The organism is Pseudomonas sp. SWRI111, from assembly GCF_014268555.1.
Classification (GTDB): domain Bacteria; phylum Pseudomonadota; class Gammaproteobacteria; order Pseudomonadales; family Pseudomonadaceae; genus Aquipseudomonas; species Aquipseudomonas hamedanensis.
The window spans coordinates 24,884-51,589 of record NZ_JABWQQ010000020.1 but is presented as its reverse complement, the minus strand read 5'-3'; the positions used below and the strand labels follow the sequence as shown (position 1 = coordinate 51,589).

Annotated in this window: 31 protein-coding genes, 1 tRNA gene and 2 pseudogenes; 13 read left to right on the top strand and 21 right to left on the bottom strand. The window is 56.7% G+C overall.

The window, feature by feature from the left end; translation table 11 throughout:
- Positions 1–102: 102 nt before the first annotated feature.
- From HU755_RS21285 to HU755_RS21265, 5 genes are all read right to left on the bottom strand, one after another.
- Positions 103–3,735 carry a transporter substrate-binding domain-containing protein gene (locus HU755_RS21285; protein ID WP_186636174.1) on the bottom strand — a complete coding sequence of 1,211 codons (3,633 nt, stop codon included), beginning with the start codon at positions 3,733–3,735 and terminating at the stop codon, positions 103–105.
- Positions 3,735–4,361 (bottom strand): response regulator transcription factor, encoded by a 627-nt coding sequence (locus HU755_RS21280; RefSeq protein ID WP_186636171.1) that lies wholly within the window; start codon positions 4,359–4,361, stop codon positions 3,735–3,737. The genes HU755_RS21285 and HU755_RS21280 overlap by 1 nt, the downstream gene beginning before the upstream one ends.
- Positions 4,362–4,508: 147 nt before the next feature.
- Entirely contained in the window at positions 4,509–5,888 is a 1,380-nt protein-coding gene (locus HU755_RS27810) for an EAL domain-containing protein (protein ID WP_186636168.1), read from the bottom strand.
- Positions 5,885–6,778: a LysR family transcriptional regulator gene (locus HU755_RS21270; RefSeq protein ID WP_186636165.1), complete on the bottom strand. Its 894-nt coding sequence runs from the start codon at positions 6,776–6,778 to the stop codon at positions 5,885–5,887. Before HU755_RS21270 ends, HU755_RS27810 begins: the two co-directional genes overlap by 4 nt.
- A 4-nt stretch (positions 6,779–6,782) precedes the next feature.
- Entirely contained in the window at positions 6,783–7,469 is a 687-nt protein-coding gene (locus HU755_RS21265; protein WP_186636162.1) for a cysteine hydrolase family protein, read from the bottom strand.
- A 280-nt stretch (positions 7,470–7,749) separates the two neighbouring features.
- Here HU755_RS21265 and HU755_RS21260 point away from each other — a divergent pair, with 280 nt between their 5' ends.
- Positions 7,750–8,289, top strand: a complete 540-nt coding sequence (locus HU755_RS21260; protein ID WP_186636159.1) for a GAF domain-containing protein — start codon at positions 7,750–7,752, stop codon at positions 8,287–8,289.
- Between the two features lie 211 nt (positions 8,290–8,500).
- Here HU755_RS21260 and HU755_RS21255 read toward each other — a convergent pair whose 3' ends face one another.
- Positions 8,501–8,644 carry a hypothetical protein gene (locus HU755_RS21255; RefSeq protein ID WP_186636157.1) on the bottom strand — a complete coding sequence of 48 codons (144 nt, stop codon included), beginning with the start codon at positions 8,642–8,644 and terminating at the stop codon, positions 8,501–8,503.
- Between the two features lie 72 nt (positions 8,645–8,716).
- The gene (locus tag HU755_RS21250; RefSeq protein ID WP_186552400.1) at positions 8,717–8,923 is read right to left on the bottom strand and encodes a hypothetical protein; all 207 of its coding nucleotides are present in this window, start codon (positions 8,921–8,923) and stop codon (positions 8,717–8,719) included.
- Positions 8,924–9,077: 154 nt separating this feature from the next.
- Here HU755_RS21250 and HU755_RS21245 point away from each other — a divergent pair, with 154 nt between their 5' ends.
- From HU755_RS21245 to HU755_RS21235, 3 genes are all read left to right on the top strand, one after another.
- Positions 9,078–9,320 carry a hypothetical protein gene (locus HU755_RS21245; RefSeq protein WP_186636154.1) on the top strand — a complete coding sequence of 81 codons (243 nt, stop codon included), beginning with the start codon at positions 9,078–9,080 and terminating at the stop codon, positions 9,318–9,320.
- Positions 9,317–9,781, top strand: coding sequence for a hypothetical protein (locus HU755_RS21240; RefSeq protein WP_186636280.1), 465 nt, complete (start codon positions 9,317–9,319; stop codon positions 9,779–9,781). Before HU755_RS21245 ends, HU755_RS21240 begins: the two co-directional genes overlap by 4 nt.
- 75 nt (positions 9,782–9,856) lie before the next feature.
- Positions 9,857–10,216 (top strand): hypothetical protein, encoded by a 360-nt coding sequence (locus tag HU755_RS21235; protein WP_186636151.1) that lies wholly within the window; start codon positions 9,857–9,859, stop codon positions 10,214–10,216.
- On the opposite strand, the gene HU755_RS21230 is transcribed toward HU755_RS21235, so the two are convergent.
- Entirely contained in the window at positions 10,213–10,512 is a 300-nt protein-coding gene (locus HU755_RS21230) for a hypothetical protein (RefSeq protein ID WP_186636148.1), read from the bottom strand. The genes HU755_RS21235 and HU755_RS21230 overlap by 4 nt on opposite strands.
- A gap of 99 nt (positions 10,513–10,611) precedes the next feature.
- On the opposite strand from HU755_RS21230, the gene HU755_RS21225 reads away from it, so the two are divergent.
- Positions 10,612–11,442, top strand: coding sequence for a hypothetical protein (locus tag HU755_RS21225; protein ID WP_238350022.1), 831 nt, complete (start codon positions 10,612–10,614; stop codon positions 11,440–11,442).
- A gap of 61 nt (positions 11,443–11,503) precedes the next feature.
- On the opposite strand, the gene HU755_RS21220 is transcribed toward HU755_RS21225, so the two are convergent.
- Positions 11,504–12,151: a hypothetical protein gene (locus HU755_RS21220; protein WP_186636145.1), complete on the bottom strand. Its 648-nt coding sequence runs from the start codon at positions 12,149–12,151 to the stop codon at positions 11,504–11,506.
- Positions 12,152–12,197: 46 nt separating this feature from the next.
- On the opposite strand from HU755_RS21220, the gene HU755_RS21215 reads away from it, so the two are divergent.
- A complete protein-coding gene (locus tag HU755_RS21215) occupies positions 12,198–12,974 on the top strand; it encodes a DUF2786 domain-containing protein (RefSeq protein WP_186636142.1) in 777 nt (258 codons plus the stop codon).
- Here HU755_RS21215 and HU755_RS21210 read toward each other — a convergent pair whose 3' ends face one another.
- On the bottom strand, positions 12,975–13,202 hold the full coding sequence (locus HU755_RS21210) for a hypothetical protein (RefSeq protein WP_186636140.1): 228 nt from the start codon (positions 13,200–13,202) through the stop codon (positions 12,975–12,977). It abuts the gene before it with no gap.
- A gap of 142 nt (positions 13,203–13,344) precedes the next feature.
- Entirely contained in the window at positions 13,345–14,172 is an 828-nt protein-coding gene (locus HU755_RS21205) for a DUF2971 domain-containing protein (protein WP_186636137.1), read from the bottom strand.
- A 63-nt stretch (positions 14,173–14,235) separates the two neighbouring features.
- On the opposite strand from HU755_RS21205, the gene HU755_RS21200 reads away from it, so the two are divergent.
- Positions 14,236–14,847, top strand: coding sequence for a hypothetical protein (locus HU755_RS21200; RefSeq protein WP_186636134.1), 612 nt, complete (start codon positions 14,236–14,238; stop codon positions 14,845–14,847).
- Positions 14,844–15,593, top strand: a complete 750-nt coding sequence (locus HU755_RS27345) for a hypothetical protein (protein ID WP_202885365.1) — start codon at positions 14,844–14,846, stop codon at positions 15,591–15,593. Before HU755_RS21200 ends, HU755_RS27345 begins: the two co-directional genes overlap by 4 nt.
- 34 nt (positions 15,594–15,627) lie before the next feature.
- Here the strand turns inward: HU755_RS27345 and HU755_RS21190 are convergent, their stop codons facing one another.
- Complete coding sequence (locus tag HU755_RS21190) at positions 15,628–16,218, bottom strand: DUF6680 family protein (protein ID WP_186636131.1); 591 nt, start codon at positions 16,216–16,218, stop codon at positions 15,628–15,630.
- Positions 16,219–16,257: 39 nt separating this feature from the next.
- On the opposite strand from HU755_RS21190, the gene HU755_RS21185 reads away from it, so the two are divergent.
- From HU755_RS21185 to HU755_RS21170, 5 genes and pseudogenes are all read left to right on the top strand, one after another.
- On the top strand, positions 16,258–16,779 hold the full coding sequence (locus tag HU755_RS21185) for a hypothetical protein (protein ID WP_238350021.1): 522 nt from the start codon (positions 16,258–16,260) through the stop codon (positions 16,777–16,779).
- Positions 16,780–16,834: 55 nt separating this feature from the next.
- Positions 16,835–16,912: pseudogene (locus HU755_RS27550) on the top strand (morphogenetic protein); the annotation flags it as partial.
- Between the two features lie 198 nt (positions 16,913–17,110).
- Positions 17,111–17,428 carry a hypothetical protein gene (locus tag HU755_RS21180; RefSeq protein WP_186636128.1) on the top strand — a complete coding sequence of 106 codons (318 nt, stop codon included), beginning with the start codon at positions 17,111–17,113 and terminating at the stop codon, positions 17,426–17,428.
- Between the two features lie 48 nt (positions 17,429–17,476).
- A complete protein-coding gene (locus tag HU755_RS21175; protein WP_186636125.1) occupies positions 17,477–17,656 on the top strand; it encodes a hypothetical protein in 180 nt (59 codons plus the stop codon).
- A gap of 335 nt (positions 17,657–17,991) precedes the next feature.
- Positions 17,992–19,169 (top strand): annotated as a pseudogene (locus HU755_RS21170) (tyrosine-type recombinase/integrase).
- A gap of 69 nt (positions 19,170–19,238) precedes the next feature.
- On the opposite strand, the gene HU755_RS21165 reads toward HU755_RS21170, so the two are convergent.
- The 9 genes from HU755_RS21165 to thrS all read right to left on the bottom strand — a co-directional run bounded on the left by HU755_RS21165 (position 19,239) and on the right by thrS (position 26,691).
- Positions 19,239–19,315, bottom strand: a tRNA-Pro gene (locus HU755_RS21165).
- A gap of 89 nt (positions 19,316–19,404) precedes the next feature.
- Entirely contained in the window at positions 19,405–19,761 is a 357-nt protein-coding gene (locus HU755_RS21160; RefSeq protein ID WP_003179985.1) for a MerR family transcriptional regulator, read from the bottom strand.
- A complete protein-coding gene (gene ihfA, locus HU755_RS21155) occupies positions 19,742–20,044 on the bottom strand; it encodes an integration host factor subunit alpha (protein ID WP_002553164.1) in 303 nt (100 codons plus the stop codon). Before ihfA ends, HU755_RS21160 begins: the two co-directional genes overlap by 20 nt.
- Positions 20,045–20,047: 3 nt before the next feature.
- Positions 20,048–22,426: a phenylalanine--tRNA ligase subunit beta gene (gene pheT, locus HU755_RS21150; RefSeq protein WP_186636122.1), complete on the bottom strand. Its 2,379-nt coding sequence runs from the start codon at positions 22,424–22,426 to the stop codon at positions 20,048–20,050.
- 26 nt (positions 22,427–22,452) lie between these two features.
- A complete protein-coding gene (gene pheS, locus HU755_RS21145; RefSeq protein ID WP_003226365.1) occupies positions 22,453–23,469 on the bottom strand; it encodes a phenylalanine--tRNA ligase subunit alpha in 1,017 nt (338 codons plus the stop codon).
- A gap of 109 nt (positions 23,470–23,578) precedes the next feature.
- On the bottom strand, positions 23,579–23,935 hold the full coding sequence (gene rplT, locus HU755_RS21140; RefSeq protein ID WP_002553161.1) for a 50S ribosomal protein L20: 357 nt from the start codon (positions 23,933–23,935) through the stop codon (positions 23,579–23,581).
- A gap of 27 nt (positions 23,936–23,962) precedes the next feature.
- Entirely contained in the window at positions 23,963–24,157 is a 195-nt protein-coding gene (rpmI, locus tag HU755_RS21135; protein WP_002553160.1) for a 50S ribosomal protein L35, read from the bottom strand.
- 60 nt (positions 24,158–24,217) lie between these two features.
- Positions 24,218–24,769, bottom strand: coding sequence for a translation initiation factor IF-3 (infC, locus tag HU755_RS21130; RefSeq protein WP_169432615.1), 552 nt, complete (start codon positions 24,767–24,769; stop codon positions 24,218–24,220).
- Entirely contained in the window at positions 24,769–26,691 is a 1,923-nt protein-coding gene (gene thrS, locus HU755_RS21125; RefSeq protein WP_186551927.1) for a threonine--tRNA ligase, read from the bottom strand. The genes infC and thrS overlap by 1 nt, the downstream gene beginning before the upstream one ends.
- Between the last annotated feature and the right edge of the window lie 15 nt (positions 26,692–26,706).

Below are 26,706 nucleotides of genomic sequence, written 5' to 3'. Positions count from 1 at the left end.
AAGCTGCGCCACTCGTTATTGCGAATTAACCTCATAACACTATTTACATCAACAAACCCAACACCAACTTTCACGCACCTGACTAACAGGGAAAACTTACCCTTAGGCACTAACCCCATATTCTTTCAAGGAAACAGCCAACCTTGACATTTCAAGCTTCAAGCCCGTGATCGCCTGTTCCAGCACCTGCGCATCGTCTTTAGCCTCGCACACCGCCTCCACATATTCACAGGCTGCGATCAATTTCCTGGCCTTGACGATGCGTGCCCCCCCTTTGATTTTGTGCGCCAGGTTCGAAAGCCCTTGCCAATCCGGAGTGGAGCACTCCTCGCCCAACCGCTCCATATCCTGCTGATTGCTGACGGCCAGATCGTTCAACAACTCGCGCAACGCCACCTGATCACCGCGCACCAGTTTTTCCAGGGAGGCAAAGTCGATGTCATCGGTTTGCGCCGCAGTGGCCTGCTCCACCGGCGATTCCACGGCAACCGCCTCGCAGCGGTCCAGGCGCTGCTTGAGCGATTCCAGGCTGATGGGCTTGAACAGGCAATCGTCCATGCCCGCTTCCAGGCATCGGGCCTTTTCATCTGGCTGCGCGTTAGCGGTGAAGCCGATGATAAGACTGCGCGGCAATTTCCGATCGGTTTCTTCGGCGCGAATGGCGCGTGACAGGGCGTAACCATTCATGACCGGCATGTTGCAGTCGGTAATGACCACGTCAAAACGCTGCTTGCGCCAGGCACGCAGACCATGGGCACCGTCATGCGCCTCGACCAGCTCGTGCCCGAGGTAGCCAAGTTGTTTGGACAGGAGCAAGCGGTTGGCTGGATAGTCGTCGACCACCAGAATCTTCAGCGCACGGGAGGGGAACTCTTCGACGATGGAGGGATCTTGCGGGGGAAGTGGCTCAAGGACGGGGACTTGCAGCAATACTTCGATCCGCGTGCCCTGCCCGAGCACGCTGTCCAGGTGCAGTTGCCCGCCCATCATTTCGCAGAGGGTGCGACTGATGACCAGGCCCAGGCCGGAGCCACTGCGGTCGGATTGGTTGTTGTTGCTGGCCTGGATGAAGGGGCTGAACAGACGCTGCTGGTCTTCGACGGAGATTCCCTGGCCGCTGTCCTCCACCAACACGCGGATCGACAGCGGCTCGTCGGGCGCATCGGCCAGCACGTCGAGCACCAGGCGCACCTGGCCTTCGCTGGTGAACTTGATCGCGTTACTGAGCAGGTTGGAAATGACCTGTTTGAAACGCAGCGGATCGATCGACACGTCGCAATCGGCCCGGGCATCGAGTTCCAGCTCCAGTTTCAGGTGTTTCTGCTCCGCCAGGCCTTCGAAGATCCGCGCCACCGACCTGACCAGTTCCCTGAGGTTGGCCCGGCCAGGTGTGAGGGAGAGTTTGCCGGACTCGATCCGCGCAATATCGAGAATGTCACCAATCAGGTCCAGCAAGCCGTGGGCAGCCCCCGACGCGACCTCGATCGCGAAGCGGTCGAGTACGCCTTGGTCGGATTTCTTCAGAGCCAGTTCGAGCATGCCGATCACGGCATTCAGTGGCGTGCGGATTTCATGGCTCATGGTCGCCAGGAAGGTGGTCTTGGCCCGGTTGGCTTCCTGGACCATACCGAGCAATCGCTCGCGCTCGCTGATATCGACCCATCCGGCAATCATGCCGCAGATGGCCCCGTCACTGTCTCTGTACGGCAACATCCAGTGATAGATCATCAACCGGCACCCGTCAGGCAGCACCAGCGCGCGGTCGCGGATTTTCGACACTCCGTCGCGTAGCACTTGGCGGTACTCGTCGTCGTAGGCCGCCGCTTCGGCGCTGTCGGTAAACACACTTTCGGTGATGCGCTTGCCCAGCACCTCCTCGCTGCTGAGGCCGAACACCTCCAGATAACTGGCGTTGCAGATCACCATGCGCCCCTCAAGGTCGCGCACGTAGATCGGATGCGGCGTACCGTCGATCAGCACCCGCTTGAACTCCAGCTGATTATTGAGCGCCCGTTCGGCCACTTCGCGCCGATGGATCAAACGACGCAAATAAGCGATCCAGACAAATGCCAACAACAGCAGCGCGCCGGCGAAAAAGAATCCCTGGATGATTGCGTCGCGATTGCGCAGCCAGAAGTTGTCATCGATCACTACCTCACTTCGCCAGCGACTGGTGATTTCCGCCATTTCTTCCGGGGAGATGCTCAGCAGTGCTTTTTCCAGAATGGCGTAAAGCTCAAGGTCACCACGATTGGTGACAAAGGCGAACCTGGCGGGCTCGACGCCTACGGTACTGGTAATTTGCAGGCGGTCGCGATACTGACGGGAAATCAGGTAACGGGCACTGAGCAACGAGTTGGCGCCAGCATCAACTTCACCTTTGGCAACCATCGCCATGACCTCGGCGGCGTTGTCAGCATAGACAATCTGGATTCGCGGAAAGCGACTGGAGATGTAGCCGGTCAGGAACATGCCGCGAATGAGCGCCAGGCGTTTGCCGGCCATCTCGCCCAGCGTCGCCGGGCTGTCTGCCCCGCCACGGTTGATCATCACATAGGGCGTTGACAGATACGGCCGGGTGAAGCGCATCTGCCCTTCCCGCTCGGAGCTGGGGGTCAAGGCCGCCAGCAGATCGACCTTGCCGGCATGCAGGTTTTCGATCTGCCTGGCCATGGAGCTGCCGCGCACCACATCGAACTTCAAGCCCGTGCGCAAGCTGACCTTGGCCAGCACATCCGCACTCACGCCGCGAAGCGCGCCCTTTTTATCGAAAAACGACAGTGGCAGGAAATTTTCCATCGCCGCGACGGTGACCCGTGGATGACTTTCCAGCCAGCGTTGCTCTTTGGGTGTGAGGTGCAGGCGATGTTGCCCCGGAATATACATCTCGGAACCGCCCCAGCGCCGCAAAATGGCCATGCGTTCTTCGATGGGAATCGCCGCGATGGCGGCGTTGGTGATGCCGAGCAGCCGCGTGTTTGTCGCGGATAAGGCAAAGGCGAAACGGCTGCCTTCCAGGCGGGAAAAATCCGCAAGCTGGACATTGTTCAGGTAGTTCATGCCGATCAGGTAGTTGGCGCTGATCGCGTCGCCGAGGTAAACGTCTGCCTTGCCGAAGGCAACGGCTCCGATTGCACTCAACGTCGAAGGATAAAGTTGCAGCTCGGCATCGGGATAGGCGCGACTGACCGCCTGCGGCGCCAGGTAGTGATACAGCATGGCGATTTTTTTTCCCGCCATATCCGCGGTAAACGAAGCCCCGTCATTGCTGCGAGTGATGATCATCGGCTGATCGTCGGCATAAGCGGCCGACATCACCAACTCGGGGTCGGACGCTTCAAAACCGTTGGCGGTGCCCAACAGATCGACTTCGCCATCCTTCAACGCACGGATCACATCGGCCCTGGATGGATACCGGCGCACCTCTACCTGAATGTGCAGCAGTTGAGCCAGCAACCCCGCGTAATCGGCGGTCAGCCCCTCGTAGTCACGACCGTTGCCGGTCAAGTCGAAGGGCGGGTAATCCGGCACCGAAACGCCCAGATACACGGTGCCTTTATTACGCAGCCAGCTCCAGTCTGCCTCGGCCAGTGCGACCTTGTGCATGCCCGCCGCGGAGCGCCCCAGCAATTGCAGGGTTTCCACGTCGGGTTGCTCATCGGCAAGAACCTGCTGCATCCCCGCCAATATAGGCAACAGCAACAGGCACAGGCAAAACCGCAGTGAATACTTCATCAGATCAGATGGTTTCGTTTAGCCAGCTCCGACAGGTGCACAATGGAATTCAGATTGAGTTTCTCAATTATCCGGGCTTTGTAAGTGCTAATGGTCTTGTTGCTCAGAATCATTTCCTCACCGATCTGCTTGTTGCTCATCCCTTTGGCCAGTTGTTGCAGGATGGACAATTCTCTGTCGGACAGACTCTGTATCAACGCCTGCTCTGAGGCATCCATGTCTTCTCTGCGTACCGAATTCATCGTCAGGTCAGGAAAGAAGGTATAGCCGGACTTGATGGCATTGATGGCCTTCACCAACTCGTCCAAGTCATCCGCCTTCGAAACATAGCCGGCCGCCCCCGCCCGCATGCAACGCATGGAAAAAAACACCGGAGACAGCGACGTCAGGACCAGAACCTTCACCGGCAGCCCCAATGAGGAGATCCGATTGAGCGCATCCAGGCCATCCACTCCTGGCATGGAGATATCCAGCAGGATGAGGTTCGGCTGATGTTTAACGGTCAATTGAACCGCGTCGGCGCCATTGTCGGCTTCGGCCACGATCTCGTACTGCTCTTGCTTCAAAATCATTCTTACGGCTGAACGAATGAATGGATGGTCGTCCACGATCATGGCTTTGAGCATAGGAGCCTCTGGAAAGAAATAGCGAAACTAAGACAGGAAGAGTTCACGGCGCCATACAGAAAACGCTTGGTAACGGTTTATGACTTTTTAGCATATTCGAGCTTTGCGAGGCTGCTTGCGATGTATTTTCCTGGGTTCGAGCGCTCGCTAGGCATCCTCCTGTCCGGCAACGAAAGGCGCCTGCAGCCACATCAGCAGTTCATGGGACGACATCGGCTGGGCGTAGTAGAAACCCTGGCCCTGCTCGCACCCCATATCGATCAGCGCGGTGCATTGCTGTTGCTCGCTGATCCCTTCGATCACCAGCGTCATGTTCAGCGCGCGAGACAATGCCACGGTGCTGGCAATCACCGCTTTGCAACGCGGCTCGTGAATGCTGCGGACAAATTCACCGTCCAGCTTGATCTCGGTGAATGGCAATTGGCAGAGCAGTTTCAAGGAGGAAAAGCCGACAGCAAAGTCATCGATCGACAGCCCGCACCCCATTACGCGCAAGCGTAGCAAGCCTTCCTGGATCCGGGGTTGTATCTCCAGCAGGCCGTTCTCCGCCAGTTCGAAAGTCAGGCTCGTGGCGGATACGCCATAACGCTTCAATGCCTGGCGAATATGGTCGATCAACCCCGTTTCCAGCAATTGCGAAGCATGCAGGTTGAACGACATTTCGAGAGACCGGCCATCGCGCTGCAACATGCCAAGCAGACTCAGCCCTTGTTCCAGCAACTGCTTGAACATCTCGTCTATCAGATCGTAAGCCAGTACGGCCGCGAGGAAGTCCTTGGGCAGCAGTAACCCCTTGGTCGGGTGCTGCCAGCGCGCCAGCACCTCGGCTCCGGCCACCTGCCCCGTGGCCAGCAAAAACTTGGGCTGGAAGAACGCCCGGAACTCGCCCAGGGCCAAGCCGCGACGAATGTCTTCTTCGTCAGGCAACATCGTGGCTGGCAAAGGCATCGAGGCCGTTACCAGGCATTGGCGCTGGTAACGCTGCAGAATGTTTTGCAATACCCTGGCCTGGATCGGCGTACTCAGGGTACCTAGTAACTCGACGCCCGAAAACGAGGCCATCTGTTCAATTGCCCGGCGCAGTTGCGGTTGGAAATCACAATAGAGGATCACCGCCCGGACCAACAAAAGCTGACTGGCACAGTTGAGAAAATCCAGGCAGTCCATACCTTTGTGGGCCAGGTCGCACAACGCGACATCCACCCTGCCCTGCCTTTGCATCAAGGCCAATGCCTGCTCGCCACTACTGGCCTGCAGGATGTCGAAAACACCCAGTTGCTGTAACGCGGCGACTACTGCGTTGCGCTGAACTGAATGCTTTTCTAAAACCAGAATACGCAGTGAGGTCATTTTTCGTCTGCTACGTCCATCGAGCCAGGAAGCCATCTTGGAAGATGACAACTCGATGGGGAGCAGGGGCTTTTGCAAATACTTGTAGGAAATTTCCCAAGCAGAGGGTGCGGTGATGTTCCAACTTCCCCCATTCTCACAGGGTAAAGCCGTCAGCACTCGCCAAGCACCGATCACGATCCACGCTTGAGCCGGTAATACTCGGCCATGAAATCGACAAATGCCCTGACTTTGGCGGGCAAATGTCGGGCATGGGGATACAACGCGTAGTAATGGCGCACGCCGAGGGTGTAGTCCGGAAGGATCCGCACCAGCCTCCCGGCCTGCAGGTCGTCCTGCACCGTGGCTAACGTAAAAGCCGCGATGCCACCGCCCGCCAGGGCACAAGCGTGCAGTGCGGTGATGGTATCGGTGTGAAAGCTGCTGTCGGGCGTGACGGATATCGGCTCATCCCGGTCATTGATCAGTGACCACTGTGCCGTGCCGGCAAATGTCAGCAGCCGATGCTCGCTGAGTTCGGCGACGCTACGCGGCAAGCCGTGCCTGAATACATAGGCCGACGAGGCGACCAGAACCATGGGCGAAACCGTGAGCAACCGCGCGACCAGACTGCTGTCGGCTAACGGGCCACAAATGCGAATGGCGACATCGAAGCCATCGGCCACCAGATCGACGAAAGGGTCCGAGCAGGACAGGTCGACCTGAATATCCGGGTAGCGCTGCTGGAACGCTGGCAACCACTGGGCCAGCTCCAGCGTACCGACCACCAGAGGAGCACTGATGCGCAACAAGCCGGAAGGTCGTTCCTGCTCCAGAGTGACGGCCTGCGCCGCCGCATCGACGCGATCCAGAATGTCCGCGCACGCCGCGTAATAACGCTCGCCCGCAGCGCTGAGGCTCATGCGCCGGGTATTGCGGTTGATCAGACGCACGCCGAGCGTGGACTCCAGATGCTGCAAGTGTCGCGATACCGAGGAATGAGTCGTGTCCAGCCGCTCGGCAGCGGCCGAAAAACCCTGGGCCTCGACAATGCAACGAAATACACGCATGGCGAACATCTGATTCATAGGTTTAGCGCACCGGTAATTTAACGATCTGGGCCGTGGTCAGCACATCGCCGAAGGTGTCCTCGATTTCGGCCAATGCGGCTTTGTGCAAGGCATCCTTGTCGATTTTGTCACCGTTGACCCGGGTAATGTCGCGAGTGGCCGACGCATCGGAGGCGACGATGACGTTGTAGCCAAGGGGCGCAGCGTCACGGGCGGCGCCGGCAACACAAGCGTGGGTCATCAGACCGGAAACGATCAGGGTCTTGATGCCAGCACTCTTCAGGCGCTGATCCAGGTCGGTACTGGCGAACACGCTGACGCTGGTTTTCTGCACAACCGAATCCTTGGCCCGCGGCAGCATGTCCGGGTGGAACTTCACGCTTTCCCCATCAATGGCAAACACCGCGGAACCTGCTGGTGCAATGTGCTGGACGTGATAGACCGGCATCTTGTGGCTGTCGGCGAACTTGATCAATTCACGCGTCTTGGCCAACGCCTCGGCGCCGTCGGGAATCGGCATTCGCCCCGTGAAATATTCGTTCTGGAAGTCGATCACCAGCAGTGCGGATTTACCGGCAGGCAATTCGCTGACCGGTTTGGCGCCGGACATGGCGCGAATGGTGGGATGGCCTTCGGCCAAGGCACCCGCACTGGCAATTATGCCAGAAAATGCACAGGCAGCAAGAAAACGACGAGTCAAAGGTGGCATGGGGCATTTCCTTTCGATTGATTGAGAAAGGGAATGCTAGGGAGGTACGCCTAGTTTGAACACATCACGCACAGCACAGATTCTGTGCTGTTTCTGCACAAACGAACCCGCTCTTCGCCTACAACTGACAACGCATCGAGTTTGGCGCCGTTCATTTTCTTCTCTGATGGCAATTCGCAACCCATTAAGTGAACGAATCAGCTCCGTCTAGAATCAATAGGGGCAGCGTCCAGCGCGTGTATCGCTGCCGGCCCATCATTTGATTATTGGAGAAAACTGCATGCCTCTTAGTGACACCATTCACAGAGCGTTGCTAAGCGCGGAAGAGCGTTCCTCTATCGCCGAAATTGAGGCAACTACCAACATTTTGCAGCTCGTCACCCGCATGACAGGAACGCGCTTCGCGGCGATCGCAAAATTCACGGAAACGGAATGGATAGTCTGCTCCGCGTACGACCCAATCGAGTTGGGCATCCACACCGGCGATACGCTGGAACTGGAGACCACGCTCTGCAGTGAATTCCGAAGAGATCCCCAGGTGCTTTTCGTCCCGAAAATAAGTAAAGACGGCAGATTCGCGACACGCCCGGTCGTGAAGCAATACATGATTGAAAGCTACGCCGGCGCACCTATTTTCCTGCCCGACGGACAACTCTGGGGTGCGCTGTGTGCTTTGGATTCAAGGGCGGTGATATTCGACGACCCGGATCTGGCCGACACTTTAGGCCTGTTCGCGAGACTTATCGGGTGCATCTTTTACTCGAACTTGACAGAGGCCGGGAGCGGTTACGGCAAGGCGGGATCGGGTGTTATGGATTAGTGATAACTACCTCTACAACGATTCAACCAGCTCACCGATAGTCGAGTTTCAGATAGGCAAGTCCGACTGCCTCTGAAGCTCGTCCCCTGATCCCCGTTCCGGCTGATGAGTCGTGCAACTGAAGCCCTTCGTGCTTTTGTGAGGCCGTGTGCCCCCAAACAATGGAAGTCGCCATGCGTATGTACTGCTACAAGGGGCCGCGGTGATGGCCTCAGGCTTGTTTTTTACTCTTGGCCCATCCGCCCACCATCAAGGCCAAGCCCGGAATCCAGAAGGCCGGCGCCGTGATGGCGAAACCACAAACAGCCAACGGTAAGCCTGTCAAAAACAATGGATCTCGAAACGCCTTTTCCATAGCAACCTATCCTTAACTTCTCTCGTTGAACCACAAGGCCTGCGGGTACACGGCCCTGGAAAGGGTGTCGACTCAAAACCAACTCAGCAGGCGAAGTACCCTCGCGAATGCTCGTTCACTCGCGAAGCAGGTTAAAACCAACCCGGCTCCCATGACGGTGAATAGAACCCCGCCCACTCCTTTGATGGCGATTAAAAATAATCCCAGCGTCATGACCGCGACACCAAGTGCGCAAAGCGCTTTCCTGCTCGGCTTCTGCTCAGGATATCGATCAAACATTCATTGCCTCCAGGTCACTGCGCATCGGACAACTGTAGCCCACGTGCGCCTACCCCTTCCGCCGAATGCCGGTTGACCCCCGGCCAGATCAAGCCCGATGCGAAAGGAGCTGCGGACTACTCCCTATTTTTTGCATCTCGGTAGTAGCCTGAGCATGATCAGCCTCAACCTCAACGCAGTTCGTGAAAAGCAGACTGAGTCGGAGCGGATTGCCGCTGCGATGGCTGACTTCTGGACGCGGCCCGGCGGCAGCTTCAAAGAGTTGCCGCCGGCTCGCACGAAGCCAAAGCCTGCGCGGCGCGACTGGGCAGACCCTGAAACGGTCCTCAAGCGGCGGCCGAAACCGATATCGGCCGCCGAACGCAAGGCGCTGCGCAAAATGGCAGACTCGCTATAAAGTCGAAACGCAAACCCAACAACGGTTTCGCCCGGGCCGAACGCAGCTGCCGGGCGCTGCTGCGCACCAACCACGTCGCGGTGGTGAACATCGACCCCAGCGGCAGCCAGATCATGGCGAACTGGAAGAGCTGCAAGCAGATCCGCAGCCTGGCGATCGCCAACGCGATATTCGACTTCTCCTACCGCTGGACGATCTACATCGCCGCCATGTGTCGAGACGAGCGCGGCGCCGAGTACATCAAGTCGGTCAAGATCTCGCCTGAGGGCATCTACAAGGTCGAGCGCCCGACCGACGCCATCGAGCATTACTACTTGGAGCTACGCAACAGCGCGAACCCGAACCATCTGGTTGCTTCAGGCTGGATCGCAATTCCCGACGAGAGCTCGATGGACGAAGCCCAAGCCACGAAGCTGTTCTACGCCGCCGGCGTCTGGCATCAGGTGAAGGTCGCAGCGTGAGACGTTTTCGCACCCAACAACGCAAACGACAGACCTGGCTGGACTTGCCGGCCAGCGGGATTGAAGAGGTAGTTCATGGCCGAGGAAAGGGAACTGACGGAGGAAGCCAAGAAGCAGCGCAGGAAGCGCAAGAAGGCAGCAGAAAAGGACGCTGCGCTGGGCGTCGAAAAGTTTACGGTTGAGGTGGCTGGGGTGTTCAAGCCCAACCTCAAGCGTGTCATGGCAGCCCACGGCATCAACAACCGGCAGGAGGATTACCAGCTGCCGCTGATGAACCTGATCGCCGCCGACTTCGAAACCCAAGCCAAGATGCTTCGCTGTGTCACGACACCTTTTGTAATCACTGAAAAGGTGTCGAAATTTATTGAAGAGGCCGGGATGAAGTCGCTAGCTGACGATCCGCCAGAGCCTGACGACGAAATCATCGAGCCTTAACGATCAGCCTCAAGCGTAAGAATAATCGTCTCTGGCTCACCTTCCTGAGTAAGCCCCGGAAATTGCGAAACAACGTGGCCATGCATGCTGCTGCCGATTGACAGAGTGGCTTCGAACTCACCCTGTGCGCGAACCTCTCCAGTGTGACCGTAAGTGCCTTCCCGAAGAGTGACCTTGTAAACATTGAGCTCATCGGTATCTTCCAAGAAAAGATCCTCAGTGCTTTTCTCTCGGTCATAGGTCGCGAGACTTGAGCCAGAGCTGATTGTCAGGCGCTCGATCTTAATTTTTCCCACATGTCTCTCCTTGATCCGGCTAGATGCCGGGCAGGACACAAATACCCCACTTATAGGAATCACGCCAGCCGCAGAGGCAATCGGCTGCCTGGAGCAATTATGAATCCCTACCTGATCACCGGCCCGGCCCAGATCGGCATCAGCGATGGTCGCACCAGCGGGCACATGATCTACAAGATCCTCGAAGCGCATGGCGGAGTTCTGCACCCAGACGTGCACCTGCTCTTCCAGAACACCGGTAAAGAGCGCGAGGAAACGCTGGTCTTCATCGACCAGATCGTGAAGCGCTGGAACATGAACATCGTCTGGATGGGGTGGTGCCGCGTCTACGGCCAGCCGGATGACACGCCCTGGTACAGGCTGGTGGACTTCGAAACGGCCAGTCGGAACGGCGAACCGTTCACGATGATGCTCGATTACTACGCCGCGTACCGGAAGGCCGAAAAGAACCTGCCGCCGGTGCTGCCGAATTTCCCCAACAATATGTGCACCGCCTTCCTGAAGGTGAGGATCGGCGAGAAGCACATGCGAGTTCTTGGCTACACCGAATGGGATTGTGTCGTCGGCATCCGCTACGACGAGCCGAAACGCTACCACCGCATGATGGCCGCCAATGACCGCGGCGGAACGCGCTGGGATAACGTCTGCCCCTCCTACTCGGCTGGCGTCACCAAGGAGGACGTTGACGTGTTCTGGACAGCCCAGCCTTTCGATCTCGGTATGAATTCCGACTTCGGCAACTGCGACCTGTGCTGGAAGAAGAACGAAGGCAAGTTGATCAAGACCATCATGGACGACCCGTCGCGGGTGATTTGGTGGTCTGGCGCAGAGGGAACGGTTCGGCCAGGTATTTCGGCAAGATCGCGCCGACTACAAGACTATGGGCTGGTCAGCCGAGCAACGCTCCCGACAGCCCAACTTAGATTTTGAATACTTCGCCGAAGTTATCGACTGCTTCTGCGGTGACTGAGATCACATCGCAGTCCAAAATTCACCTATAAATAATTTCAATTATTTTGGGGCCACTCAACTTGGCAACGTCATCTACCGACTCGTAGGTCTTAACCGAAAGCTCCAGGGAAAGCGCGATTAGATCAGCTATTTTTTGCTCTGCAGACTCCTTCTTTTGTAACGGTTCTTCTGCTAATTTCGAATGCATTCCCCGGAAACCGTCTATCTCAAGAAGTTTCTGAACCGCCTGCTCCATACCATCCGCCTCCCTACGAAAGTGGTCACGGAGAGTTTCAAGCAACTCAAGCTGAGTAGACAAATAAGCTTGAACCTTAGAAACTTCCAATTCAGACTTAGCGATATCTATTTGCTCGCCCAACTTAGTTGAGGCGTCTTTTTGATGTTGATCGAGCTTTAGAAATTCACCAACCTGCGCATCAAGCAGCTCTCTTTGCAAGTAAATAGTCTTCAACACCGCAAGTAATGTAAGGAACGAAACAAGCGGCCCAAATATCCCACCAATATATCCTCCGAATGCCGACCAATCGCCAGAATCGGGTGAGAACTCCCCGCCAAAAGTAAGCCTATAGAAATAAATTGCCACGATTAGCGCCGCGACGGCCATGGCGACGATTAAAAACCAAAAGCTCCATATTTTTTTTACCAGCTGCTTCAAAAAAACGTCCATAGCTCCCTCCATCCTTTTCATAAACTATACCGGCGAGCCCCCCCTCATGTCCGCAAATCAGATCGACGAAAAGAAACTCGAGCGCGCAATCCGCAAGATCAAGCGCTGCCTGGCACTGGCCCAGAGCGCCAACGAAAACGAAGCGGCGACCGCGCTGAGGCAGGCTCAGGCTCCGATGCACGAGTATCGCCTGACCGAAATGGATGTGAAGTTGAGCGACGTCGGCGAAGTCGGGTCGGATCTCTACCGAGCCAAGCGGCGGCCGGCATGGGATCAGCAATTGAGCATCGCCGTAGCAGGTGCATTCAACTGCAAAACTCTGCGGTGCAGGAAGTGGATCTTTGCGAAAGGGCACGTCATCGAGTGCGCTACATTCGTCGGCGTTTCGCCAGCTCAGAACATCGCTCTATATGCGTATGAGTCCCTGCACAGAAAGCTCACCCAGGCGCGCAAGGAGTACTGCTCATCAGTCAGGTCTGGGTTGCGGCGCATTGAGTATTCAGCAGAAACCGCCGGCGACCACTTTGCACTGGCTTGGGTATGGGAAGTCCAGTCGAAGCTGAAAGCGCTCCTGCCTCAGAATGATGAGCCGGCCGGACTGTCCGGCACTGAGCAAGGGCTCGTTGCGCTTCAGGCGCAAGACAAAGCCTTGATCAGCGAGTTCCTCGCTGCCCAGGACATCGGAAAGTCACGGAAAAGAAAGGGCGTCGAGCTGGATATGAACGCCCAGATTGCCGGGATGCTCGCCGGCAGCAAAGTAGAGCTGCACGCCGGCATCGCTCGCGGTGGTAGCGACATTATTGCCCTGCCCACAGGGTGCTAATCACCCGGCCCGACGGTTCGGCCAAGCATCAGTAATCAAGCGCTGCGCCATTTCAGATGCACATTTGACGTGAAGGTAGATCGAGTGCCCCTCACCTTCGCCATTACCAGCGTAACCATCATACCGAACCGATGCGCCGGTGAACGGCTCGCTGCAGTTGAAACAAATAGCCTTCTTTGGATCAACGTGAAATTGATCGCTCTCTTGATGGTTCGCATTGAAGGTCATTCTTCGACCGCCTGACTCGATGGGTGAGTAGTCATCATCCGCTTATTCCGAAAGCTGTCAAACCACCCTCCACCGCCCGGGCATGCCCCGGTGCAGGGCACCCGAAAAACATTCGGTATGGAGTTGAAAAAAATTAAAACAATCAACTAGAAGCCCGGTAAGGAATTTTTGACATTACGACATAAATTTCGGGAATGGGAGCATCACCATCGGCAGGATAGCTGTGATTAATCATTGAAACTAAAGCTTTAATGGATGTGAACGCGAGTTCCTGATCTCGCATTGGCCCTACATGAATAGCCTTGATCGCTTCTAGTGGAAATTTTGAAGTCACATAAGGAATAAGCAATCCACCTTTGCTTCGAAATTTCAGCTCAGATGTCGGCAACGCAACATCAATTGCGCAGCGAACTTCCCGCTCCTCATAAAAGCTTTCATGCTTAAAAATCGATGCTGTTCTAACTAGCAATGACGAATAATTCATAAAATCCGAACCGAATACACCATTATTATTCGTCAAGTCTGCTGCCAAGCCATGGATTGCATCGTATACCATTTTAGACGCATATTCTTTTTTCTCGGTGTCGTCATAAAGGCATTGAAATAGATCGAGCGCGCCCTCCATTACCGCCCTATCAAACTCAATCGCGTAGCCGCCATACGCCCGCCACTGACTTAGCTGATTACCAGCCTCGCTGAAAGAACACACAAACGTTGGCTCGTCATCCATATACTTTGAGACATGGTCATCAAATGTTTCCATCAAAAATTCTGTCGCAGCCGCTGTAGACTTTTCATCAAGCTGAAAGTCCGGAATGTCAGCGCGCAATACATCCACAACGTATTTAACACCGTCATTCATCTCTTGGGAGTCATTCAAAAATCGAATATCACTCAACCATAGCTCTCTGTTTTCAAGTATCGCTTTAACAGCCATTGCATCCGTGTAATGAAAAAGATTCCCAGCCACGCGCCCCTCTCCCCAAAAAATCTCAACGCCAATTTGACACAAATATATCGCGAAGGTATACCCATGCCCATAGAAAACAAACTACTCAAGCCGCCTAAGGTTGAGCGCTCGACCGTCACGAAGCTGGTGATCACTGGCGCGCCAAGCCTCGATCCGATCACTGTGCTCCTTGAGGACCTAACACCGAAGCGCGGCAAGATCACCGTCAGCTGCTGGGGGAAGAATTGGACCGCTTACTGGGGCGGAATGTGGGATGGTCACACCATCGCGCAGTTCTTCTGCGAGTTAAATGCCAGCTACATCATCGGTTACTTCGATCAGACCATCAGGTCGCGCCAGTTCAGCGGTGATGCCCTCGCAAATGAGGCGCAGCACCTGGTGCTGAAAGAGCGCCACCGATTCGGCTACACATCGGACGAAGCGCGGGAAATGTTCGACGCGGCAGAGGATCTGCGCGAATCGCCTTCGGTTGATCATCTCCACGGCGCCCACAGCGAATTGATGACAAAGCTATTCGGCGACGAGTGGTGGCACATGACGAGCGATGCCACTGAGCCCAATCCCGATTACGCCTACCTCGAGCGAATCATCCTCGCGGTGCAGCAGGCGCTGCGCCAAGAGCAGAAGACAGTTGCCAATGCCCATGATCTGGTATCGATGGAGACTGCAGGATGAGAAACATCAAAACCCGCGAAGGCTTTGAGTTCGGGGACAAGCTGAACGCACTGTTCCGCTACGCCTTCCTGCTATCACCATCGGGCAAGTCGGTGCAGAAGTTCGAAGACCAGGCCACGGGCAATTGGATCGACGTGCACGAAGCGCAGAAGATCGTCGACCAGGCGGAAGAGCGTACCAACGAGCGTCAGGACGAGCTGCGTGAAGTGAACCGTCAGCTTGAGCAATTCCGCGAACGTTGCCACGGCATTCAGAATCTATCGGCTATCGAGTCGCGTGATGACCAGCTCGCAGTGGCCCAGTTGAAGATCAACGAACTGCAGCAGCGCCTGAATGCAGCGGATCAGCGAATTGATGAGCTGACCAGCCCGTTCCAGTCGCGGGTGCAGCCTTGGCTGATGGAATGCTTCGGGCCGATGATTGCCGGCGACCGTGAAGGGCGAAACCATCGGTTCCTCGAGGAGGCGCTGGAACTGGTCCAGACTTGCGGATGCAGCGCGACCGAGTCGCACAAGCTGGTCGACTACGTTCACGGCCGTGACATTGGTGAGCCGGCGCAGGAAGTCGGAGGTGTGATGGTGACGCTCGCCGCGCTATGCCTTGCCAATGACATGGACATGCACGCTGCCGGAGAGACTGAGCTGGCTCGCATCTGGACGAAGGCCGAGCAGATCCGCGCCAAGCAGGCAGCCAAGCCTCAAATGTCTCCGCCCCCGGGCACGTATCCAGAACTCAGTCAGCAGTAACTCTCTCCCCCTTCAAAGTCAGCCGCTATAGAGGTCAAGGTGGGGGCACATTTTCACTTCCGGCGCTGGGGCGCTCAAAATCTCCCGGAACAACTTGAATCGGACTTCTACCTTCGAGAACTCCAGTCGCGGCAGTAACAAGATTCTCCATTCGAGCTTCGTATTGAACATGCGCATGTGGCGAATACCAACTTTTCTTCAATTGGACCCGATCGAACTGATACCCCAGCGAACGACCCATCGCAAAAAGCAGGTTCAAAAATAGCTCATCACGTTGAGCGAAGAGCGCTTCAGAGCTCATTGAATTTATGTTGGCTACATCACTTAAATGATCGTGGTACTCCTTCCACGCATCGAGAACGTTTTGGTCTCGCCCAGTAGTCCACCTTCGTCCCAAGGCCACATATCCATAAAAAGACAGGTCGATCATGTTCAGCCCGCGAACATGGTCGGCAGACAGACGAGCTCCTCGCGTTGCCATCAGCGCATGGAAAACTTGAAGTTTCCTTGCCCGACTCTCTCTGGATCGCTCAATCCATTTCTGAGCTTGTACTGCGAGTATGGGACCCAGCAGCGTGGCAGCAACAATCACCCAATCCGAAATGGTCATTTCTTGGCCGGTCATACCCACACACCCACTTTGTGTATTTTCATGGAGCGTAGCATGACGAAAGAACGCCCTATCTTATTCTCGGCACCGATGGTGCGCGCCATTCTGGATGGCCGGAAGACGGTCACGCGGCGACCGGTGAAGGTTCAGCCCGAAGTGCGCATGGTCGACATGATCGGCCCGATCCTGACGTTTAAAAACAAACGCGGTGGCCACTGGCTTTACCCAAATGCCAAGCAGCAAATAATCGCAGATTGCCCCTATGGCCAGCCCCGCGACCGGCTGTGGGTGCGCGAGACCTGGTACTGCGATCACAACGAGGTCATGTGCGGCCCCTACCTCAAACCGGACGACTTGGATGTGAGCGAGGCGCGCGACGACGGCACGCTGGTGTACGCCGCCGACGGGCTGACCCCATATAAAACCGATCAGCCAGTTTGGAAGCCGAGCCTCCACATGCCGCGCTGGGCCTGCCGCATCGCACTGGAGATCACCGCCGTCTGCGTCGAACGCTTGCAGGACACATCAGCCGCGCCGATGTCCGGGCGGAAGGCCTGCAGTGTCCGCCGAAGCTAGCAAGCGATGACGTTTCGCCGAATTACCGAGACTGGACCCGGCGGCTTGGAAGGAGTTGTGGAACTCCACCGGCGGCGACTGGGACGCCAACCCATGGGTCTGGGTCGTCGAGTTCAAGCGGGTGACGCCATGATCGCCCTCGCCTGATTCGTCTACGTGTACTGCCACAAGGGGCCGCGATGATGAACCATCAGTCCAAAGGTGCCATGTGCGCAACCTGCATCCACGTCCACCGCAATTGCAGCCACCTACCCTTCAGCACCACGCCGCCACTTTCCCGCGACGGGGAGACGGTGATCGTGCGCTGTACTGACTTTCAGAGGCGCCAGCGATGAACCGCATGGTCAGCGTCCGCACCGAGGAACTGACCGGCCCGGCACTGGACTGGGCAATCAACGCGATCGAGGATGATCCGCAGCCCGCCGCCGGTCAGCTGGATCTCTTCGCCCTACCCGACGCCGAGCAATTGATCACGAAGTACGGCGTCTGGGTTGATGTTGGCCACCGGCAACCATGGCTGGCCGACCTCACCAACGACCCGTTCAACCGCCAGCCCGGCGATACCAGAACCATCGCGGTGTTCCGCGCTGTGGTCTTTGCCAAGTGCGGTGCCGCGGTGAAGGTACCCGCCGAACTCATCCCGCAGTAACCCCAACCACTCAACAGCCTGCCGGTGCAAGGCGGGCGAGGTATTCGTATGCCTAAGCAGAAAGACAGCCTGCACGAAGAAATGGTCGCGACGCTCTGGGAGTCTCGGCAAGTAATCGCCATGGAGCTCAAAGCGGGCGCGCCCGATTGGTTCGACGCCGATGAAAAGGTTTCGCTGCACGTTACTGTTCAGCGGATCGACGCAGTTCTGGCCAAGGCCAGCGCATAACCCATCACCACCTTCTGCCGCCACGGGCGGCATGGAGCATCACCATTTAACTGCCCCATCGGGGGAAAAGGATGCTGTATGGGCGCACAAAAATTGCAGCCACGCTTTATCCGGGCCGGCGAGGCGCCTGCCTACTTGAGCATGAATTTGCCGTTGTTTAACGAAATCGTCAGGCCGTTCGTGAATTAGTTCCCGGTCGGGGAGCGCGGTGTCGACTTTGATCGTCAGGAGCTTGATGCGTGGGCATCGTCTTATGTGGCAGCCAAGGCAATTGATAAAAAGGGCGCGAGGGAGCAACAATTGCCCCGCAGCGAGCGCCAGAAAGGAGAAACACAATGGCGCGAAAAACGATCACAGGCCTCTCCCAAAGGAAAGGTCTCTGGCATATCGACAAGAAAATCAACAGCGAAAGACTTTACGAATCTACTGGAACAAGTGACCGGCAAGAAGCAGAGCGCTACCTGATACACCGACTGGAGCAGATCCGGCAGGAGAAGGTCTACGGCGTTCGGCAGGTCAGAACGTGGCGGGATGCGGCGATGCGCTTCTTGGTCGAATTCAAGGACCAGCCCTCCATCAAGCTTTCGGCTCACCATCTTTCACAGCTGGACGAATTCATCGGCGACATGCCGCTAGCCCATATTGATGACCAGGCCCTCGGGCCTTTCATCAAGGACAGGCTGGCGACCAAAACGCTACCGGATGGCAAGGTGAAGAAAGGTGTGAGCAACAGGACGGTGAATATCTCGATCGAGCGCGTGGTTCGGGTTTTGTCGTTGTGTGCCAGGAAGTGGCGAGATGATGAGCGGAGGCCGTGGCTGGATAGCGTACCAATGCTTACGAAGTTGGAAGAGAAGAAATCGAGACGCAAACCCTATCCGATGTCGTGGGAGGAACAATCGATTCTTTTCGGGAGTTGCCGGCCCACCTGCAGACGATGGCGCTGTTCAAAGTGAACACCGGTTGTCGCGAGCAGGAAGTTTGCAAGCTGAGTTGGGACTGGGAGATTTCGGTGCCGGAGCTCGGTACTAGTGTGTTCCTGATCCCGGCTGACTTTGGCGGCAGACACGAACGTTCTGGCGTGAAGAATGGCGACGAACGCTTGGTAGTGCTGAACAGCGTTGCCAAGTCGATCATTGATAAGCAGCGCGGCCTGAGCAAGGAGTGGGTTTTCCCTTACAACGGCAACGCAATGCACCGGATGAACGACTCGGCTTGGAAGAAAGCGCGAGTGAGAGCGGCGAAACTCTGGCAGGAGGAAAACCTTCGCCCCGCTCACCCTGGCTATCTATCAATCAGGATTCACGATTTGAAGCACACGTTTGGCCGTCGCCTTCGAGCGGCGGGCGTAACCGAAGAAGACCGAAAGGCACTTCTCGGCCACAAAGACGGCAGCATCACCAGTCACTATTCGGGCGCTGAGCTTGGGCATCTGATTGAGGCTGCAAACATGGTATCAGCAACCGATTCACGCGGGCCGGTGCTGACAATCTTGAAAAGGAAAATTGGATGAAGCCCCGAAAAACTCCCCGCCAATGAAAAAGCCCAACTGGCTAGAGTTGGGCTAAATCATTGAAAAATATGGTCGGGACGGAGTGATTCGAACACTCGACCCCTAGCACCCCATGCTAGTGCGCTACCGGACTGCGCTACGCCCCGACTGATGTTGCACGTGTTCTTCAGCTTCGAAGAACGCTCAAGAATATATCGCAAGCATTTGAAAACTGGAAGTATTCAAACGCAGCTTTTTATTTCTTGAGCACCACCAGTACGTCTTCCAGCTCGGCAATCATCTGCCGAATCATCTGTTTGTACTGAGTGGTGTCGTCTTTGGCTTCGTCGCCGGACAAGCGCAGACGTGCGCCGCCGATGGTGAAACCCTGATCGTAAAGGAGCGCGCGGATCTGCCGGATCATCAGCACGTCCTGGCGCTGATAATACCGGCGGTTTCCGCGGCGTTTGACGGGGTTTAGCTGAGGAAACTCCTGCTCCCAGTAGCGCAGCACGTGTGGCTTTACGGCACACAGCTCGCTGACTTCACCGATGGTGAAGTAGCGTTTGCCCGGGATGACGGGTAGTTCGTCGTTATGACTTGGTTCCAGCATAAGCCTCAACTCGGGCCTTCAACTTCTGCCCTGGACGAAAGGTGACCACACGGCGAGCCGTGATCGGAATTTCTTCCCCCGTTTTCGGGTTGCGGCCAGGCCGCTGGCGTTTGTCCCGAAGGTCGAAATTGCCGAAACCGGACAATTTGACCTGCTCGTTGTCTTCAAGAGCGTGCCTGATTTCCTCGAAAAACAGTTCGACCAATTCCTTGGCTTCCCGCTTGTTCAGGCCCAGCTCTTCATACAGACGTTCCGCCATCTCAGCTTTCGTCAAAGCCCCCATACGTCACTTCCTTAACGTGGCGTTCAACCTTTGTTCGAGCGAGGTGAGGATATTTTGCGTCGTCGAATTCACCTCATCGTCATTAAGAGTGCGCGATGGATGCTGCCAGGTCAAGCCAACTGCAAGGCTTTTTCTATCAGGATCAATGCCTTTACCCTGATACACGTCAAACAGCCTGAGATCTGTGAGCCATTCGCCTGCATTTTCACGGATTACGTCCAGTACAGCCGCGGACGCGACCTCTTTGTGCGCGATCAGTGCAAGGTCACGACGCACTTCAGGAAAGCGCGACAACTCGTGGAATTTCGGCATTTTACCGAGTGCCACTTCCGCCAGAACCAGCTCGAAAACGAACACAGGACGGTCCAGACCCAACGCTTTCGACAGCTCAGGGTGAATGGCGCCAATGAAACCCACTTCGCGACCTTCGCGTTCGATGCGCGCGGTTTGACCCGGATGCAGCGCCGGATGTTTGCCCGGTGCGAAGGTGAACGAATCCAGTGCGCCTGCGAAGCCCAGCACCGCTTCCACGTCGGCTTTGACGTCGAAGAAATCAACGGTGTCGCGACCTTGCGCCCAGCCTTCCGGAAGACGGCTACCGCAGACAACACCGGAGAGCATCGGCTCTTGCTTCAGGCCTTCGAGCTGACCGACAAAGCGCAGACCGCTTTCGAACAGACGCACGCGATCCTGTTGACGGTTGAGGTTGTGCTGCAATGCCTTGACCAGACCCGGCCACAGCGACGAGCGCATGGCGGCCATGTCATTGGAGATCGGATTGGCCAGCAGCAGCGGCTCGACGCCCGGGTTGAACAGTTCGAACTGCTTCGGATCGATGAAGCTGTAGGTGATCGCTTCCTGATAACCACGCGCTACCAACAGACGACGCAGCTCAGGCAGATCGCTACGCGCTTCAGCCTTGGCCTGTGGCGCCAGACGCGCTTGCGGGTAACGAACCGGCAGGCGGTTGTAGCCGTACAGACGGGCCAGTTCTTCGATCAGGTCGACTTCCAGGCTGATATCGAAGCGATGGCTTGGCACTTCTACGCGCCACTGCCCTGCCCCCTCGGCACTGATGGTCAGCCCCAGCGCGCCGAGCAGACGCTCGACCTGCGCCGAATCCATCTCCATGCCGAGCATCTGAGTGATGCGCTGGGCACGCAAAGTGATCGGTGCGATCGACGGCAGATGCGCCTCGCTGACGGTTTCGATGATCGGGCCCGCTTCGCCACCGGTGATGTCCAGCAGCAGGCCAGTGGCGCGCTCCATGGCTTCACGGGCCAGTTGCCAGTCGACGCCACGCTCGTAGCGGTGCGACGCGTCGGTGTGCAGGCCATAGGAACGGGCCTTGCCCGCCACAGCGATCTGATCGAAGAACGCCGATTCAAGGAATACGTCGCGCGTGGTCGCAGACACACCGCTGTGCTCGCCGCCCATGACACCGGCAATCGCCAGCGCGCGGGTGTGGTCGGCGATGACCAGCGTATCGCTGCGCAGGCTGACTTTCTGCCCGTCGAGCAGTACCAGCTTCTCGCCGTCTTCGGCCATGCGCACACGGATGCCGCCATTGATCTCGGCAAGATCGAAGGCGTGCAACGGCTGACCCAGCTCAAGCATCACGTAGTTAGTGATGTCGACGGCCGCATCGATGCTGCGCACGTCGGCGCGACGCAGACGCTCAACCATCCACAGCGGCGTTGGTTTGGACAGATCAACGTTGCGAATCACTCGACCCAGGTAACGTGGGCAGGCGGCTGGCGCCAGCACTTCGACAGGACGCACTTCGTCGTGTACGGCAGGAACCGCCGCCACCACAGGACGGGTCACCGGCACGGCGTACAGCGCGCCGACTTCGCGGGCCAGACCAGCGAGGGACAGGCAGTCGCCACGGTTCGGGGTCAGATCGACCTCGATGCTGGCGTCTTCCAGGTCCAGATACACACGAATGTCTTCACCCACTGGCGCATCGGCCGGCAGCTCCATCAGACCATCGTTGCCTTCGCCAATCTGCAACTCGGCTTGCGAGCACAGCATGCCGTTGGACTCAACGCCGCGCAGCTTGGCCTTCTTGATCTTGAAATCGCCTGGCAGCTCGGCACCGATCATGGCGAACGGAATCTTCAGGCCCGGACGCACGTTTGGCGCACCGCACACGACCTGGAAGGTTTCCGCGCCATTGCTGACCTGGCACACGCGCAACTTGTCGGCATCCGGGTGTTGCTCGGTGCTCAGCACCTCGCCCACCACCACGCCACTGAATACACCGGCGGCCGGAGTGACGCTATCGACCTCAAGACCGGCCATCGACAGACGGGCAACCAGCTCGTCGCGATTTACCTGCGGGCTAACCCAGCCACGCAGCCATTGTTCACTGAATTTCATCCTGCTCTCCTAAGAATTCGTTACGACTAGCGAAATTGCGCGAGGAACCGCAAGTCGTTGTCGAAGAACAGACGCAAGTCGTTCACGCCGTAACGGAGCATGGCCAGACGCTCGACGCCCATGCCGAAAGCAAAGCCGGAAAATTCTTCCGGATCGATGCCGGACATGCGCAGCACGTTCGGGTGAACCATGCCGCAGCCCATCACTTCCAGCCAGCCGGTCTGCTTGCACACGCGGCAACCTTTACCGCTGCACATCACGCACTCCATATCGACTTCAGCGGAGGGCTCGGTGAACGGGAAGTACGAAGGACGGAAACGCACAGCCAGTTCTTTCTCGAAGAAGACCCGCAGGAACTCTTCGATGGTGCCTTTGAGATCGGCAAAATTGATGTCGCGGTCAACCAGCAGGCCTTCGACCTGATGGAACATCGGAGAATGGGTGATATCGGAGTCGCTGCGGTACACACGGCCTGGGCAGACGATGCGGATCGGCGGCTGTTTCGATTCCATGGTGCGGACCTGGACCGGCGAGGTATGGGTGCGCAGCAACATGTTGGCATTGAAATAGAAGGTGTCGTGCATCGACCGGGCCGGGTGATGGCCTGGGATGTTGAGCGCTTCAAAGTTGTGATAATCGTCTTCGACCTCAGGGCCTTCGGCGATGCCGTAGCCGATGCGGGTGAAGAACTGTTCGACACGTTCCAGAGTCCGGGTGACCGGATGCAGACCACCGGAGGTCTGACCACGGCCCGGCAATGTCACGTCGATGGATTCGGCGGACAGTTTGGCAGCCAGCTCGGCTTCTTCAAACAGCGCCATGCGCGCATTGAGAACGCCTGTAACACGTTCCTTGGCAACGTTGATCAGGGCGCCGACTTGCGGACGCTCTTCTGCTGGCAAATTCCCCAGGGTCTTCATCACCTGAGTCAATTCGCCCTTCTTGCCAAGGTATTGAACCCGGATTTGCTCCAGGGCATTGATGTCTTCAGCGCTTTGCACAGCCTCTAGTGCTTGAGAGACCAGCGCATCCAGGTTTTCCATGTACAGACTCCAGATACAAAATAGGGGAAGAGCTTGAAGGCTCTTCCCCTATTTATGACGTTTAACACCTGACCCCACAGAGGTGCGGCCGGGTGACTGTCGGGGGTACTTAAGCCAAGGTGGCTTTAGCTTTCTCGACAATCGCAGCAAACGCCGCTTTTTCGTTCACTGCCAGATCAGCCAGAACCTTACGGTCGATCTCGATGGACGCTTTTTTCAGGCCAGCGATGAAACGGCTGTAGGACAGACCGTTAACACGAGCACCAGCGTTGATACGAGCGATCCACAGAGCGCGGAACTGACGTTTTTTCTGACGACGGTCACGGTAGGCGTATTGGCCTGCCTTGATTACCGCTTGCTTGGCAACACGGAATACGCGGGAGCGTGCGCCGTAGTAGCCTTTAGCAAGTTTCAGAATTTTTTTGTGACGCTTACGGGCAATGACGCCACGCTTTACACGAGCCATGAGTTACTTCCTCTATTCTTGACTAAATTAACGAAGGCGCAGCATGCGCTCGACTTTTGCCACGTCAGACGGATGCAGCAAGCTGCTACCGCGCAGTTGACGCTTACGCTTGGTCGACATTTTAGTCAGGATGTGGCTCTTGAAAGCGTGCTTGTGCTTGATGCCGTTAGCAGTTTTCAGAAACCGCTTGGCAGCACCACTTTTGGTTTTCATTTTTGGCATGTTCGGATACTCCGCATTCAGTTGATAAACATAATCAGAAGGCCTGCCGTGCCCTGTTGATTACTTCTTCTTTTTCGGGGCGATGACCATGATCAGCTGGCGTCCTTCCATCTTAGGATGCTGTTCGACCGAACCGTACTCGAGCAGGTCTTGTTCAACCCGCTTGAGGAGTTCCATCCCCAGCTCCTGGTGGGCCATCTCACGGCCGCGGAATCGCAAGGATACCTTGGCCCTGTCCCCGTCACTCAGGAAACGTACCAGGTTGCGCAGTTTTACCTGGTAATCCCCTTCCTCCGTCCCTGGACGAAACTTGATTTCTTTAACCTGAATCTGCTTCTGGTTCTTCTTCGCCGCAGCAATCTGCTTCTTCTTTTCGAAGATCGACTTGCCGTAGTCCATCACCCGGCAAACAGGCGGGACTGCGTCTGCGGAAATTTCCACCAGATCAAGCTTTGCTTCTTCAGCGATACGAAGCGCTTCATCAATCGAGACGATGCCAATCTGCTCGCCATCAGCGCCAATTAACCGAACCTCGCGTGCCGAGATATTCTCGTTGATCGGGGCTTTCGGTGCAGCTCGTTTATCTTGTCTCATTTCACGCTTAATAATAATTACTCCGAATCTGGGCGACCACGCCGGGAAACCGCTTGCGCGAGAAACTCAGCGAATTCGGCGACGGGCATCGAGCCCAGGTCAGCACCTTCACGAGTACGCACAGCGACAGTCTGCATCTCGACTTCCTTATCTCCGATAACCAAAAGATAGGGAACCTTGAGCAAAGTATGCTCGCGGATTTTAAAGCCGATCTTTTCATTTCTCAAGTCGGACTTGGCACGAAATCCGCTTTCGTTGAGAGTTTTTTCGACTTCTGCAACAAAATCTGCCTGTTTATCAGTGATATTCATGATCACCGCCTGGGTTGGCGCCAGCCAGGCCGGGAAAGCACCTTCGTAGTGCTCGATCAGAATCCCGACGAAACGCTCGAAGGAACCGAGGATCGCACGGTGCAGCATCACAGGGTGTTTGCGGCTGTTGTCTTCGGAGACGTATTCAGCGCCCAAACGGACAGGCAGGTTAAAATCGAGCTGCAAGGTACCACATTGCCAGACGCGACCGAGGCAATCTTTCAGCGAGAACTCGATCTTCGGACCGTAGAAAGCGCCCTCGCCCGGCTGCAGATCGTACGGCAAGCCCGCAGAATCAAGGGCTGCGGCCAATGCGGCTTCAGCGCGATCCCACAGCTCGTCGGAACCGACGCGTTTTTCCGGACGAGTGGACAGTTTCATCTCGACTTCGGTAAAGCCAAAATCGCGATAAACGTCCATGGTCAGCTTGATGAACGCGGCGGATTCGGCCTGCATCTGCTCTTCGGTGCAGAAGATGTGGGCATCGTCCTGAGTAAACGCACGTACACGCATGATGCCGTGCAACGCACCTGACGGCTCGTTACGGTGGCAGGCACCGAACTCGGCCAGACGCATCGGCAGCTCGCGGTAGCTCTTCAGGCCTTGATTGAACACCTGCACGTGGCACGGGCAGTTCATCGGCTTGATGGCGTAGTCGCGGTTTTCCGACTGGGTGGTGAACATGTTGTCGGCGTAGTTGGCCCAGTGCCCGGATTTCTCCCAAAGGCTGCGGTCAACGACTTGCGGCGTCTTGATCTCGAGATAGCCGTTGTCGCGCTGGATCTTGCGCATGTACTGCTCGAGTACCTGATACAACGTCCAGCCGTTCGGGTGCCAGAACACCATGCCCGGGGATTCTTCCTGGGTGTGGAACAGGCCCAGGCGCTTGCCGATCTTGCGGTGATCGCGTTTTTCGGCTTCTTCGATGCGCTGGATGTACGCTGCCAGTTGCTTCTTGTCGGCCCACGCGGTGCCGTAAACGCGCTGCAATTGCTCGTTTTTGGCATCGCCGCGCCAGTAAGCACCGGACAGCTTGGTCAACTTGAAGGATTTCAGGAAACGCGTGTTCGGCACGTGCGGACCGCGGCACATGTCGACGTATTCTTCGTGGTAGTACAGACCCATGGCCTGCTCGTTCGGCATGTCTTCGACCAGACGCAGCTTGTAGTCTTCGCCGCGGGCCTTGAACACTTCGATCACTTCGGCGCGCGGAGTGACTTTTTTGATGACGTCGTAATCTTTTTCGATCAGCTGCTGCATGCGCTGTTCGATGGCCGCCATGTCTTCCGGCGTGAACGGACGCTCGTAGGCGATATCGTAATAGAAGCCTTCGTCGATGACCGGACCGATGACCATTTTCGCGGTCGGGTACAGTTGCTTGACCGCGTGGCCGACCAGGTGAGCGCAAGAGTGGCGAATGATCTCCAGCCCCTCTTCATCCTTTGGCGTAATGATTTGCAGGGTCGCGTCGCTGCTGATGATGTCGCTGGCGTCGACCAGTTGGCCATTGACCTTGCCGGCGAGCGTTGCCTTGGCCAGACCTGCACCGATGGATGCGGCGACCTCGGCTACGGAAACCGGGTGATCGAATGAACGTTGACTGCCGTCGGGAAGAGTAATAGTTGGCATGGCGCCTCCTCTCCT